This window comes from Vibrio tapetis subsp. quintayensis (assembly GCF_030409945.1).
GTDB lineage: Bacteria > Pseudomonadota > Gammaproteobacteria > Enterobacterales > Vibrionaceae > Vibrio > Vibrio quintayensis.
Genome location: NZ_JAUFQV010000006.1, coordinates 61,957 through 74,976, shown reverse-complemented (window position 1 = coordinate 74,976; position 13,020 = coordinate 61,957). Strand labels below are relative to the sequence as shown.

Genomic DNA, 13,020 nt, shown 5'->3' with positions numbered 1-13,020 from the left:
TACTAAGCTGCGATTGACGCTGATTTCTTGGTATCTAACTCGATATTAATAAGAAAATGAAGGTGCGCAATGGCAGATTGGAATGGCGAGTACATTAGCCCATATGCTGAGCATGGAAAAAAAAGTGAGCAAGTAAAAAAAATTACGGTTTCTATTCCACTAAAGGTATTAAAAGTCCTTACTGATGAAAGAACCCGTCGCCAGATCAACAATCTGCGTCATGCCACAAATAGTGAACTGCTCTGTGAAGCATTCTTACATGCATACACAGGTCAACCTCTCCCAACGGATGAAGACTTAAGAAAAGACCGCCCAGATGATATTCCTGCTGAAGTGAAAAAACTGATGACAGAGATGGGCATTGAATTCGAAGCATTCGACGAATAATAGATGTAAAAAAGGCAGAAGGTATTCCCTTCTGCCTTTTTTTGCCTTTAGCCTTTAGCCTTTAGCCTTTAGCCCATATAGTTTTCTGGCATCTCAATACGAGCTACACCAGAATCTACCGCAGCTTGCGCTACTGCTTTAGCAACGCGAGGCAACAAACGAGGATCCATTGGCTTAGGAATAATGTAGCCCGAACCAAACTCTAGCTCACCAACACCTGCCGCTTTTTTCACTTCCTCAGGTACCGCTTCTTTCGCTAGCTGGCGAATCGCTTCAACTGCCGCTAGTTTCATCTCGATATTGATTTCACTTGCACGAACATCGAGTGCGCCACGGAAAATGAATGGGAAACAAATCACATTGTTTACTTGATTAGGGTAGTCACTGCGTCCGGTACCCATGATCAAATCATCACGAACTTGATGCGCAAGTTCTGGCTTGATTTCAGGGTCAGGGTTAGAGCATGCAAACACAACAGGCTTATCAGCCATCAATTTAAGTGCCTCAGCTGGCAACAAATCCGGGCCTGATACACCTAGGAATAGGTCTGCACCTTCAATCACATCTTCTAAGGTACGTTTATCGGTATTATTGGCAAACAGCTGCTTATATTCGTTTAAGTCGTCACGACGTGTATGAATAACGCCCTTACGATCCAACATGTAGATTTTTTCACGTTGAGCCCCACATTTGATCAATAGTTCCATACAAGCAACCGCTGCTGCACCAGCACCAAGACAAACGATGGTCGACTCTTCTAACACTTTACCTTGCAGTTCAATGGCATTGAGCATGCCCGCAGCCGTAACGATCGCTGTACCGTGTTGATCATCATGGAACACTGGCACATCACAACGCTCGATAAGCTGGCGCTCTATCTCAAAGCAATCTGGCGCTTTGATGTCTTCTAAATTGATGCCGCCGAACGTATCAGCGATATTCGCGACAGTATCGACAAATTCTTGGATAGTACGATGCTTCACTTCAATGTCGATAGAATCCAAATTAGCGAAACGCTTGAACAATAAGGATTTACCTTCCATTACTGGTTTAGATGCCAGCGGGCCTAAATTACCTAGGCCTAAAATTGCCGTACCATTTGAAATAACCGCAACCATGTTGCCTTTCGCCGTGTACTTATAGACGTTCTCTGGATTTTGAGCAATTTCTCTTACCGGTTCTGCTACACCAGGGCTATAAGCCAGCGCCAAATCTTCAACGGTATCGGCCGGAGTAGTGAGTGCGACACCGATTTTTCCTGCAGTCGGAAATTCATGGTAATCGAGAGCTTGTTGACGAAAATCTTTTTGGCTGTTGTCTTCGGACATGGTGGCAGAATCCCAATGCTGTGTGAGGTTACATAAACGTTAACTGAGGGGTTATAGTAATGTAAGTCAGACTGAGATCCTAGACGGAATGTCAATAACATAGATAAGTGATTGTGATACGCAAAGGAATTCTAGGGCGGTAAATGCGAAATGGTTCAAAAGAAGCGAAAAACAAGTATGGCTAAGTCCAAGATCTAAAAAAGGACGCCTGAGCGTCCTTTTCGAATTTGGTCGTATTACGAATTTCGTAATTACTTGCTGCTAAGAGCACCAAAACGTTTGTTGAAGCGATCAACACGGCCGCCAGTATCAACTACACGTTGCTTACCAGTGTAGAATGGGTGACATTTGTCACATACGTCTAGGTGGATTGATTCTTTAGCAAGAGTTGAGTTGAACTCAAAAGTGTTGCCACAAGAACAAGTAGCAGAAACTGCTTTGTAAGTTGGGTGAATACCGTTTTTCATAGGATAACCTTAATATAGGCCGTGTCGCTATCCGAGTCTAAGCCGGACACCACACGTAGTTTCAAAATAGTCGACGCGCAAGTACACATCGCTCTAGGCGCGGTATAGTAATGAAAGTTGCTTGACGGATCAACTCATTTGATAGTTTTTTCGCCATTTTGTTCGATGTTATTCATCACCAGTGTCGCTTTACCTTTGGCTTGGCATATTCCTCGTATTTTATGGTCGATTTAATTACTATAGTTGATTAACAGCTAAATGACCCATCACTCTATTATGCGCCCGACGATTGCCCAAGTTGCTCTACCTGTCCCTTTAGACAAACGGTTTGATTACCTCATACCTAATGAGCAATTTCCCGTGATTGGCGGACGTGTGTCGGTCCCTTTTGGTCGCCAGACCTTAGTGGGGGTCGTCACAGCTTTGGTTCACAAATCTGACTTCGCGGTTCATCAGCTAAAAAAAATTAAACAAGTAATTGATTCGGAGCCAGTATGGCCAGATTCCCTCTATCAATTACTCAATTGGTGCAGCCAGTTTTATCAGTACCCACTAGGGGACACCCTTGCCAATGCGATGCCGGCTCTATTACGTAAAGGCAAACCCGCGGAATTCGCCACCTTAGTTGAGTGGCAGTTAACGGAGCAAGGCCGTGATCAGCTAATGGTTGGCTTTGGACGCGCAGTCAAGCAAGCTCAAATCATGCACCTGCTGCAACATGGGGCGATGTCTCATCAAGCCATGCTAGAGCAAGACGTCAGTAGTTCTACACTGAAAACACTGCAGGAAAAAGGTTGGATTGAACGCTTAGAGCGCAAACCCACGACTCAAGACTGGCAGCAACACGTCGAAGCCAATTGTGATAAACCCAATTTGAATGAAGAGCAGGCCATTGCGATTGCGGCGGTAAACAGCCACCGCCAATTTGGCTGCTTTTTATTAGAGGGCGTAACGGGTTCGGGAAAAACGGAAGTGTATCTCAACATGATAAAACCCGTTTTAGATCGTGGTGAGCAAGCGTTAGTGCTGGTTCCCGAAATAGGCCTAACACCACAAACCATCAATCGATTTAAAAAGCGCTTCCAAGTACCGGTCACGGTGGTGCACTCAGGGTTAAATGATACCGAGCGCCTTAACGCATGGCTCAGCGCCAGAGATAAGCAAGCGGGCATCGTAATCGGCACTCGTTCTGCCTTAATGACGCCTTTCGCAAAACTTGGCATTATCATCGTAGATGAGGAGCACGACGCGTCTTATAAACAACAGGACAGCCTTAGATACCACGCACGAGATGTCGCGGTTATGCGTGCCAATAAAGAAAGTATCCCGATTGTTTTGGGGTCAGCCACCCCAGCTTTGGAAACCTTACACAACGCTCTCTCTGGCAAGTATCACCATTTAACACTAACTGAGCGAGCTGGAAAAGCAAAACCCGCGACGAACAAAGTTCTTGATGTTAAAGGACTCTATTTAGAGAGCGGACTATCAGCTCCACTCATTGCGGAAATGCGCCGACACTTAAATGATGGCAATCAGGTGATGCTATTTCTTAATCGCCGTGGTTTTTCGCCCGCCTTGATGTGTCATGAATGTGGTTGGATAGCGGAATGCAAACGTTGCGATGCTTATTACACTTTCCATCAACAAAGTCGTGAAATGCGCTGCCACCACTGCGGATCTCAACACGCAGTTTTACATAATTGCCAAGGGTGTGGGTCTAGTCAATTGGTGTCTGTTGGGGTTGGCACAGAGCAACTTGAAAGCCATTTATCTGAAGTTTTCCCAGAATATAAAACCTTACGTATTGACCGAGACAGCACGCGACGTAAAGGCAGTTTGGAAGCCGCACTGGCCTCGATTCGCAATGGAGAATACCAAATTCTTATTGGTACCCAGATGCTGGCAAAAGGGCATCACTTCCCTGATGTTACTTTGGTCGCACTCATCGATGTGGATGGATCCCTCTATAGCAGTGACTTTAGAGCATCAGAAAGATTGGCCCAGTTATTTATTCAGGTTGCAGGCCGCGCAGGTCGTGCAAGTAAACCCGGCGAAGTGATCCTACAAACTCACCACCCAGAGCATGAGTTGTTGCAAGCCCTTCTGCATAAAGATTATAACCACTTTGCCCATGCTGCGTTAGAAGAACGAAAAATGGCACAACTGCCACCATTCAGCTTTTTAACCCTGTTTAGAGCAGAGGCCAATCAACCAGAACATGTAGAATCTTTTCTACAACAAGTAAGGCAAACACTCGAAGCACACCCTCTTTTTGGTCAAAGTTGTTTGGTGCTTGGCCCTATGCCCGCCCCCCTAGCTAAGCGAGCCGGAAAGTCACGTTGGCAATTGTTGCTTCAGGTCTCAAGCCGCAGCCAAATGCAAAAACTGCTATATAGTGCCAAACCGGTCATTGAGTTGTTGCCAAATGCAAAAAAGGTGCGTTGGTCGATAGATATCGAGCCCCAAGATCTAAGCTAATGAATTGTTTTATAAATAGCCAACCGCTCTAACTCGCCCTAAACTCGACAAAGTTATGACATCGATGTGATAAACATCACATTTGTAATGTAATTTTTGTTAATCTGGCCGTAAATTGTTCTTGGCTAAGAACATAAACTACCAGCTAGCTTGAATAAATAACGAACAAAAAAAATTCAACGCGATTGTGGTAGTAACGCATTTATCAACTACATACAGAATGCGGCTACATTGGCTAACCCACTTTTTAATTAGGTTTAGCCGCTGCATAAGATATTTTATTCATGTCGGTTTGCTTCTTATATCGCTTCTCGATCGGCCAGATCAGAGCAATGACAAAGAACCAATGGCGCAATGGACAACCAAGAGGACTACCTATGGCGACAATGAAGGATGTTGCCCAGCTTGCTGGAGTATCAACAGCCACCGTTTCGCGCGCGTTAATGAACCCTGAAAAAGTTTCATCAACAACTCGAAAACGAATTGAAGACGCTGTCATGGAGTCGGGGTATTCACCCAATTCCCTTGCACGAAATCTACGTCGAAATGAATCCAAGACCATTATAACGATCGTACCTGACATCTGTGACTCCTACTTTACAGAGATCATCCGTGGTATCGAAGACGCCGCGGTAGAAAATGGCTACCTCGTTTTATTGGGCAACAGTGGTCAGCAGCAAAAGCGAGAAAGCTCGTTGGTCAATCTCGTCTTCACCAAACAAGCCGACGGCATGTTACTGCTAGGCACACATCTTCCGTTTGATGTGAGTAAGCCTGAACAAAAGAACCTACCCCCTCTTGTGATGGCGTGTGAATTTGCGCCTGAGTTAGAACTGCCAACGGTTCATATTGATAACCTGACGTCTTCATTTGAAGCGGTTAATTATCTTACCCAAATGGGACACAGAAATATCGCTCAAATCACTGGCCCATCAGAAGCCGTGTTATGTCAGTTCCGTTCTCAAGGGTATCAACAAGCATTACGCCGTTCCGGCATTCCAATGAATCCAACCTATAAAGAAGAAGGTGACTTTTCATTTGAATCTGGTGAACGAGCCATTGCCAAGCTGCTCTCTTTGCCTGAGCCACCTACGGCTATTTTCTGTCATAACGATGTTATGGCGATTGGTGCGATTCAAAAAGCCAAAAAATTGGGCTTTAAAGTGCCTGAAGACATCTCTTTTGTCGGATTCGATAACGTTCAGTTCTCTGAATACTGCGATCCCCCCTTAACCACCATCTCACAGCCACGTTATGAAATTGGCCGCCAAGCCATGTTGATGTTGCTCGAGCTATTAAAAGGGAATGATGTCCAAGCAGGATCACGCTTGTTAGAGACTGAACTGATCATTCGTAAAAGCGCAGCTCCTCCGAGAAGTTAGCCTAAATTTGCTGACTTGCTTCCCTAATTGAATCGCAAGGCTGGTTTTCCGGAGTCATTCTGGATTACCATGTCAGGCGATTTTCCTTTAACGTAAGCTGTCATAACGTGGCCAACAAAGATTATGTAAGAAGAGGTCGAGGGCAGAAAAAGCCGACCCGAAAAACAACAACCAGAAAAAAACCATGGAAAGCAGGCGTTATTGCGCTGCTGCTTCTGGGTGGGTTTGGATATGGCCTGTATTTATTGAGCCAAGACCCTGAGCCGCCACAACCCAAACCGGTTGCGGAAATAAAGCCGGTCAAGAAAAAGGCCACGAAGCCACTGCCACCGCCTCCTGAAGAAAAATGGGAGTTTGTGGAAAGCTTGCCGAACAAAGAAGTGGAAGTCATTGCTAAAGAGCAAGTGAAATCAGACATCCCGTACATCATGCAATGTGGCGCTTACAAAACTCAGCAGCAAGCTGAAAATCGTAAGTTAGACATAGCCTTCCAAGGCATTAGCAGTAACGTGCGCAAAAAAGAGGGCAGCAGTTGGTATCGTGTTGTATTGGGCCCGTACCCATACAAGCGTGACGCCGAGCGTGATAAACACAAACTGCAGCGCGCCAAAATCGAGCCCTGTGCCATTTGGAAAGAAGCACAATAAGCATCAGAATTCTGCCAAACCAGTGTCAATAGTCGAGGGTGCACTATGCGCCCTCGACTATTTTTTGCTTGAAATCAACATTAAGAGGTTCATCCCTCCCCCTTGAAATGCACACAGATACCCTTATATATGTAATATCTCGCGAGCGAATAATAATAAGGTTTATAACGTGACTACGATTGTATCTGTACGCCGAAATAATAAAGTTGTCATCGCCGGTGACGGTCAAGTTTCCCTAGGCAACACCGTAATGAAAGGCAACGCTAAAAAAGTGCGTCGTCTCTACAACAATCAAGTTTTAGCAGGTTTCGCTGGCAGCACTGCCGACGCATTTACGCTATTTGAGCGATTCGAAAGCAAACTGCAAATGCACCAAGGTCATTTAACGAAAGCCGCTGTTGAGTTAGCAAAAGATTGGCGCAGCGATCGCGCCCTACGTAAACTCGAAGCGCTACTTGCTGTTGCTGATGAAACCGCTTCACTCATTATTACCGGTAACGGCGATGTTGTTCAGCCAGAGCATGACCTCATCGCGATTGGATCAGGCGGCAACTTTGCACAAGCTGCAGCCACAGCTATGCTAGAAAATACAGAATTAGATGCTCGTGAAATCGCCGAAAAATCGCTGAAAATTGCTGGTGATATTTGCGTATTTACCAATCACCACCATACGGTGGAAGAGCTTGATATCACAGCTAAGTAACGAAAGGAATTATCATGTCTGAAATGACTCCTCGTGAAATTGTTCACGAACTGAACCGCCACATCATTGGTCAAGATAAAGCCAAACGCGCTGTTGCTATCGCTCTGCGTAATCGCTGGCGCCGAATGCAACTAGAAGAAAGCTTGCGTGTGGAAGTATCACCGAAAAACATCCTAATGATTGGCCCAACAGGTGTTGGTAAAACTGAAATTGCTCGTCGCTTAGCTAAATTGGCTAACGCCCCGTTCATGAAAGTGGAAGCAACTAAATTTACTGAAGTGGGTTACGTTGGCAAAGAAGTCGAAACCATTATCCGTGATCTAACGGATGTTGCGATTAAAATGACGCACCAACAAGCGATGGAAAAAGTAAAGTTTCGCGCAGAAGAGCAAGCAGAAGAGCGTATCCTCGACGCCTTACTGCCACCACCTCGTGAAGGCTGGAGCCAAAACGATACCGGTGAAGAAAAATCCAATACTCGCCAGATTTTCCGCAAAAAACTGCGTGAAGGTAAGCTCGACGACAAAGACATCGAGATTGACGTCGCCGCCCCTCAAATGGGTGTAGAGATCATGGCGCCTCCAGGCATGGAAGAGATGACCAATCAACTGCAAGGCATGTTCCAAAACCTTGCAGGCGACACCAAAAAAAGTCGCAAGATGAAAATCAAAGACGCCTTCAAAGCCCTAGCGGAAGAAGAGGCCGCTAAGTTGGTGAATCAAGAAGAGCTAAAAGAACAAGCCATCTACAACGTAGAAAACAACGGCATTGTATTCTTAGATGAGATCGACAAGATCTGTAAGCGTGGTGAAAGCTCTGGCCCTGATGTTTCTCGCGAAGGTGTGCAGCGCGATTTGCTCCCTCTCATCGAAGGCAGCACGGTATCAACCAAGCATGGCATGGTTAAGACTGACCATATCTTGTTTATTGCTTCTGGCGCTTTCCAAGTGGCGAGACCTTCAGATCTCATACCTGAGCTACAAGGTCGCTTACCAATTCGCGTTGAATTAGAAGCCCTAACCAGCGGTGATTTTAAGCGCATTCTTACCGAACCAAAAGCATCGCTTACCGAGCAATACCAAGCACTAATGGCAACGGAAGAAGTGAGTGTATCATTCACCGAAGATGGGATTTCTCAAATTGCTGATGCGGCATGGCGTGTTAATGAGACCACCGAAAATATTGGTGCTCGTCGACTGCATACCGTAATGGAACGTTTGATGGAAGAAGTCTCATTTGATGCCAGTGAAAAGCCAGGATCGAGCATCGAAATTGATGCCACTTTCGTCAATGATAAGCTAGGTGAGTTTATTGAAGATGAAGACCTAAGTCGCTTTATCTTGTAGCACAATACCTCAAGCCCACTTCGGTGGGCTTTTTTATACCAATATCTATCGTGATTGATATACTGACTCTCAACGCTGTTAACGAAATGATTGAACATGAGAGAATCCCTAGCCATTTGGCTTGATGCCGCGAGACCAAAAACCCTTCCCCTCGCTTTAGCTTCTATTGCCACAGGCAGTAGTATGGCCTTTTTTACCGGGCACTTTTCTTTACCTGTCATGCTGCTTGCATTATTGACGGCGGTATTACTGCAAATTCTCTCTAATCTTGCTAACGACTATGGCGATGCCCTAAAAGGCACCGACAATGAAGAGCGTATAGGGCCCGCAAGAGCCATTCAATCTGGTGCTGTATCCACTTCAGCAATGAAGCAAGCCATCATCATTAATATCGCGCTAACACTCATTTCTGGGCTCGCACTCGTTCTATATGCACTTCAATCTCCAACCAGCATTGCCGCTTTTCTGGGGTTAGGATTGTTAGCCATATTCAGCGCTATCGCTTACACCGTCGGCAATAAACCTTATGGTTACGTCGGTCTTGGCGACTTATCTGTCTTTATTTTCTTTGGCCTCCTTGGCGTTGCTGGTACCTACTTTCTTCACACAGGCACCATCAGTAGCGATGTATTCTTGCCGGCCATTGGTTGCGGGTTATTAGCAGTGGCAGTTCTAAATATCAATAATATGCGCGACATTGACAATGACAAAGCCTGCGGAAAAAAAACCGTCGCTGTACGCCTTGGATCCAACAAAGCGAAGCTTTATCACATCATTTTATTGGTCGGTGGCATCTTACCCTTTATTGCCTACCTAGCTCTGGTTGAAACACCGCTTATCTTTGAAGCGGCCATGTTAATAGCCGGGCTACTGCTGTTTAAGCATGGCAAGGATGTTCTACTCGCACGCCAACCTATCGAGTTAGCCCCTATGATGCCTGTCATCGTAAAGTGTGCACTCATCACCAACTTACTGTTTGCAATCGTGGTTACTGGTCAAACTCTCGCCAGTTAATTGAGTCTTGTCATTGCAATGACTTACAGTCGTTATATACTCGAAGACAGACCTCTGAATTAGAAGATGATGCGTATGGAATACAACACCTCAGCCTTATGTGATATTTACTTAGACCAAGTTGATGTCGTCGAGCCAATGTTTAGTAACTTTGGTGGCAGTGCCTCATTTGCAGGCCAAATCACAACCGTTAAGTGCTTTGAAGATAATGGTTTGATTCGCTCTGTTCTTGAACAAGAGGGATCTGGGCGCATTCTGCTTATTGATGGTGGCGGTTCACTTCGTCGCGCATTGATCGATTCTGAGTTAGCAACACTTGCAGAAGAAAATGAGTGGGAAGGCATTGTTGTTTACGGTTGCGTACGCGAAGTCGACGATTTAGAAGACATGAACATCGGTATTCAAGCACTTGCTTCTATTCCTGTTGGTGCGGCTGCACAAGATATCGGTGAAATCGATGTCGCGGTTAATTTTGGTGGCGTAACCTTCCTACCTGAAGATTACATCTACGCAGACAATACTGGCATCATCCTGTCTCAAGAACCTCTTGAAGCAGAGATGGAAGAAGATGCAGACGAAGAAGAGTTCATTGACGAAGAGTAATTAACGCTCTGACCAATTTAAAAAAGACAGCCTCGGCTGTCTTTTTTGTTTCCAAAACTTTTGTTACCCGCATAAAAAAAGGAGCCAAAGCTCCTTTCTAAAACAGGCAATAAGAAGATTAAGCGCAGGTACGATTGCGTATCCCTAGGGAAGCGGATCATCACCAGCTTAAATTCTTATGTCATTTACTTTCCTACTAAGAGCGATGACAGATTTCTAGGAGGTAGCGCAGAGTTTACGAACGTAAATGAGCACTACCGACACCGAAATTTTGCTTCGCTCAACGTAGAAAAGAAAATTACTCTACGTCGTCCATTTTGCCGAGTAGATTGCGGATACGCTCCTGCCATGCAGTGTGCTCTTCACGCATTTGCTGGTTTTGCTGCTCTAATTCTTCGCTGTTACCTTTGAGGCCACTTGCTTCTGTTGTTAGCGCATCGTTACGCTCTTTCAGCTCTTCCACTTCCATTTGAAGTAGCGCGATCGTGTCAACGGCTGTTTGTACTTTTGCTTCTAGTTGTTCTAAAACTTCTAATGACATCTTTGGCCACCTTAATTTGATTCAGTGTGCGTGAAGGATTTCACAAAATATAACTCATTCTACTGGTCATGTTGGTTTGACTCACGCTCAATATTTACCTTATTTGTTCATTTGGTTAAAAAAAGTGCGATTTATGGCAAGTTTTGACATATCGGTGCCGTAAAACCGCTCTACCGCCTTTTGAACATTGGCGTTATTCGTGGTTGAGGCAAAAAAGCAAACGTTTACTCTGAACTATGATAGAATCGCGCCGAATTTATTCTTACCCATTCATTAGTTCTGGAGTCAGCATGAAACGCGATTTAGCGATGGCATTTTCTCGTGTCACCGAGGGTGCCGCATTAGCAGGTTACAAGTGGTTAGGACGTGGCGATAAAAACGCAGCCGATGGCGCTGCCGTTGAAGTAATGCGCTGCCTACTTAACAAAACCGATATTAGTGGTGAAATCGTAATTGGCGAAGGCGAGATTGATGACGCTCCGATGCTCTACATCGGCGAGCAAGTTGGTGTTGGTGGTGATGCTGTAGATATCGCAGTTGACCCAATTGAAGGAACTCGCATGACGGCTATGGGCCAGTCAAACGCGCTAGCAGTTCTAGCCGCTGGTGAAAAAGGCAGTTTCCTGAAAGCACCAGATATGTACATGGAAAAATTAGTGGTTGGCCCAGGAGCTAAAGGGGCAATCGACCTTGAAAAACCACTAAAAGAGAATTTAGAAAATGTCGCTAAAGCGCTAGGAAAAACACTCGATACCCTAGTCGTTACTACGCTTGCTAAGCCACGTCACGATAAGGTAATTGCAGAGATGCAAGCCATGGGCGTTCGTGTCTTTGCAGTGCCAGATGGCGACGTTGCTGCGTCTATTCTTACTTGTATGCCAGACAGCGAAGTAGACATGATGTACTGCATCGGTGGCGCACCTGAAGGTGTGGTTTCTGCTGCTGTTATTCGTGCACTCGATGGCGACATGCATGGCCGCTTGCTTCCTCGTCATGAAGTAAAAGAAGACACAGAAGAAAACCGTGCCCACGGTGAGCTTGAACTCGCTCGTTGTAAAGAAATGGGTGTGGAAGCTGGCGTTGTCTTAGCAATGGGCGATATGGCTCGCAGCGACAACGTTGTCTTCTCAGCAACAGGCATCACTAAAGGTGACTTGCTTGAGGGCATTACTCGCAACGGCGATATTGCTACATCAGAGACACTGCTAATTCGTGGGCGTTGCCGTACGATCCGTCGTATTAAGTCGATCCACTACCTAGAGCGTAAAGACGACGAGATCCGCGACTTCATTTTGTAATATTGCCTAGGCCTCTTTAAAAACGCAGCCTCGGCTGCGTTTTTTGTTTTTCGTCTCTCTACTTTCATAGCTAATCAGCCTGTTCACAAGTTTCTGTTATCAATATTTCACGCTTTATCAATTATTTGCTTTATTAAATCCATACTCCATAATAGTAGAGCGATAAGGATAAGGTGCCGATGAAAACAACTGACCGAATATTACATAAAATCAAACGCGAAGGAGCTGTCACCGCTAAACACCTCGCGGAAGACTTTTCGATGACAACGATGGGAGCAAGGCAGCACCTGCAAAGCCTAGAAGACGATGGTTATTTGGATTTTCATGATGTCCGCGTAAAAGTCGGCCGTCCTACTCGTCACTGGAACCTAACAGGTAAAGGACATGCGTTTTTTAGTGATCGTCATGGTGATCTCACGGTTCATGTTTTGGATGCCGTTGAAGAACTCTTCGGTGAACAAGGTCTGTTACAAGTCGCCAATGAGCGAGAAAAGAAGACGTTTTCTCACTACCAAAGCGCGATGAGCGATTGTGAATCAACCAAAGATAAATTGCGGGTACTCACGGCACTACGTGAGGGGGAAGGCTATATGGCAGAGCTTACCCAATCTGAGCAAGGTTATATTCTGGTTGAAAACCACTGCCCTATTTGTAAAGCCGCCACACGATGCCCCAGCCTATGCCAATCAGAGTTAAATATTTTCCGCAAATTGTTAGGCGAAAAAGTCTCGGTTGAACGATCGGAGCATATTATTGACGGCCAACGACGCTGTAGCTACGTCATTCAAGATTGCTAATATCAAGCGATAATACCTCCTCGCCTATT

Annotated in this window: 13 protein-coding genes; 10 read left to right on the top strand and 3 right to left on the bottom strand. The window is 45.4% G+C overall.

The window, feature by feature from the left end:
- Positions 1-69: 69 nt before the first annotated feature.
- Positions 70-387, top strand: coding sequence for a met regulon transcriptional regulator MetJ (gene metJ / locus QWZ04_RS01275; protein WP_176286713.1), 318 nt, complete (start codon positions 70-72; stop codon positions 385-387).
- 68 nt (positions 388-455) lie between these two features.
- Here metJ and QWZ04_RS01270 read toward each other — a convergent pair whose 3' ends face one another.
- Both QWZ04_RS01270 and rpmE read right to left on the bottom strand, forming a co-directional pair.
- On the bottom strand, positions 456-1,715 hold the full coding sequence (locus QWZ04_RS01270) for a malic enzyme-like NAD(P)-binding protein (protein WP_290324268.1): 1,260 nt from the start codon (positions 1,713-1,715) through the stop codon (positions 456-458).
- Between the two features lie 251 nt (positions 1,716-1,966).
- Positions 1,967-2,182, bottom strand: a complete 216-nt coding sequence (gene rpmE, locus QWZ04_RS01265; RefSeq protein WP_290324266.1) for a 50S ribosomal protein L31 — start codon at positions 2,180-2,182, stop codon at positions 1,967-1,969.
- Positions 2,183-2,458: 276 nt separating this feature from the next.
- Between rpmE and priA the strand changes: the two genes are divergently transcribed.
- The 7 genes from priA to rraA all read left to right on the top strand — a co-directional run bounded on the left by priA (position 2,459) and on the right by rraA (position 10,355).
- Positions 2,459-4,660, top strand: a complete 2,202-nt coding sequence (gene priA, locus QWZ04_RS01260) for a primosomal protein N' (RefSeq protein WP_290324408.1) — start codon at positions 2,459-2,461, stop codon at positions 4,658-4,660.
- 377 nt (positions 4,661-5,037) lie between these two features.
- A complete protein-coding gene (gene cytR / locus QWZ04_RS01255; RefSeq protein ID WP_290324263.1) occupies positions 5,038-6,042 on the top strand; it encodes a DNA-binding transcriptional regulator CytR in 1,005 nt (334 codons plus the stop codon).
- Between the two features lie 107 nt (positions 6,043-6,149).
- On the top strand, positions 6,150-6,689 hold the full coding sequence (locus QWZ04_RS01250) for an SPOR domain-containing protein (protein ID WP_290324261.1): 540 nt from the start codon (positions 6,150-6,152) through the stop codon (positions 6,687-6,689).
- 169 nt (positions 6,690-6,858) lie between these two features.
- Entirely contained in the window at positions 6,859-7,392 is a 534-nt protein-coding gene (gene hslV / locus QWZ04_RS01245; RefSeq protein WP_102523248.1) for an ATP-dependent protease subunit HslV, read from the top strand.
- Between the two features lie 14 nt (positions 7,393-7,406).
- Positions 7,407-8,738, top strand: a complete 1,332-nt coding sequence (hslU, locus tag QWZ04_RS01240; RefSeq protein ID WP_290324256.1) for an ATP-dependent protease ATPase subunit HslU — start codon at positions 7,407-7,409, stop codon at positions 8,736-8,738.
- Positions 8,739-8,834: 96 nt separating this feature from the next.
- Positions 8,835-9,752 (top strand): 1,4-dihydroxy-2-naphthoate polyprenyltransferase, encoded by a 918-nt coding sequence (locus QWZ04_RS01235; protein ID WP_290324253.1) that lies wholly within the window; start codon positions 8,835-8,837, stop codon positions 9,750-9,752.
- 75 nt (positions 9,753-9,827) lie between these two features.
- Positions 9,828-10,355 carry a ribonuclease E activity regulator RraA gene (rraA, locus tag QWZ04_RS01230; protein ID WP_290324251.1) on the top strand — a complete coding sequence of 176 codons (528 nt, stop codon included), beginning with the start codon at positions 9,828-9,830 and terminating at the stop codon, positions 10,353-10,355.
- A 298-nt stretch (positions 10,356-10,653) separates the two neighbouring features.
- Here rraA and zapB read toward each other — a convergent pair whose 3' ends face one another.
- The gene (zapB, locus tag QWZ04_RS01225) at positions 10,654-10,896 is read right to left on the bottom strand and encodes a cell division protein ZapB (RefSeq protein WP_290324250.1); all 243 of its coding nucleotides are present in this window, start codon (positions 10,894-10,896) and stop codon (positions 10,654-10,656) included.
- A gap of 290 nt (positions 10,897-11,186) precedes the next feature.
- On the opposite strand from zapB, the gene glpX reads away from it, so the two are divergent.
- Positions 11,187-12,194, top strand: coding sequence for a class II fructose-bisphosphatase (gene glpX / locus QWZ04_RS01220; RefSeq protein ID WP_290324248.1), 1,008 nt, complete (start codon positions 11,187-11,189; stop codon positions 12,192-12,194).
- 179 nt (positions 12,195-12,373) lie between these two features.
- Positions 12,374-12,991, top strand: a complete 618-nt coding sequence (locus tag QWZ04_RS01215; RefSeq protein ID WP_290324245.1) for a helix-turn-helix transcriptional regulator — start codon at positions 12,374-12,376, stop codon at positions 12,989-12,991.
- Positions 12,992-13,020: the final 29 nt, after the last annotated feature.

Excerpts from the sequence above, each read along its gene's own strand:
- metJ (WP_176286713.1), top strand. The coding sequence starts at position 70 with ATGGCAGATTGGAATGGCGAGTACATTAGCCCATATGCTGAGCATGGA.
- cytR (WP_290324263.1), top strand. The coding sequence starts at position 5,038 with ATGGCGACAATGAAGGATGTTGCCCAGCTTGCTGGAGTATCAACAGCC.
- hslU (WP_290324256.1), top strand. The coding sequence starts at position 7,407 with ATGTCTGAAATGACTCCTCGTGAAATTGTTCACGAACTGAACCGCCAC.
- QWZ04_RS01235 (WP_290324253.1), top strand. The coding sequence starts at position 8,835 with ATGAGAGAATCCCTAGCCATTTGGCTTGATGCCGCGAGACCAAAAACC.
- rpmE (WP_290324266.1), bottom strand. The coding sequence starts at position 2,182 with ATGAAAAACGGTATTCACCCAACTTACAAAGCAGTTTCTGCTACTTGT.
- QWZ04_RS01270 (WP_290324268.1), bottom strand. The coding sequence starts at position 1,715 with ATGTCCGAAGACAACAGCCAAAAAGATTTTCGTCAACAAGCTCTCGAT.
- QWZ04_RS01215 (WP_290324245.1), top strand. The coding sequence starts at position 12,374 with ATGAAAACAACTGACCGAATATTACATAAAATCAAACGCGAAGGAGCT.
- rraA (WP_290324251.1), top strand. The coding sequence starts at position 9,828 with ATGGAATACAACACCTCAGCCTTATGTGATATTTACTTAGACCAAGTT.
- zapB (WP_290324250.1), bottom strand. The coding sequence starts at position 10,896 with ATGTCATTAGAAGTTTTAGAACAACTAGAAGCAAAAGTACAAACAGCC.
- glpX (WP_290324248.1), top strand. The coding sequence starts at position 11,187 with ATGAAACGCGATTTAGCGATGGCATTTTCTCGTGTCACCGAGGGTGCC.
- priA (WP_290324408.1), top strand. The coding sequence starts at position 2,459 with ATGCGCCCGACGATTGCCCAAGTTGCTCTACCTGTCCCTTTAGACAAA.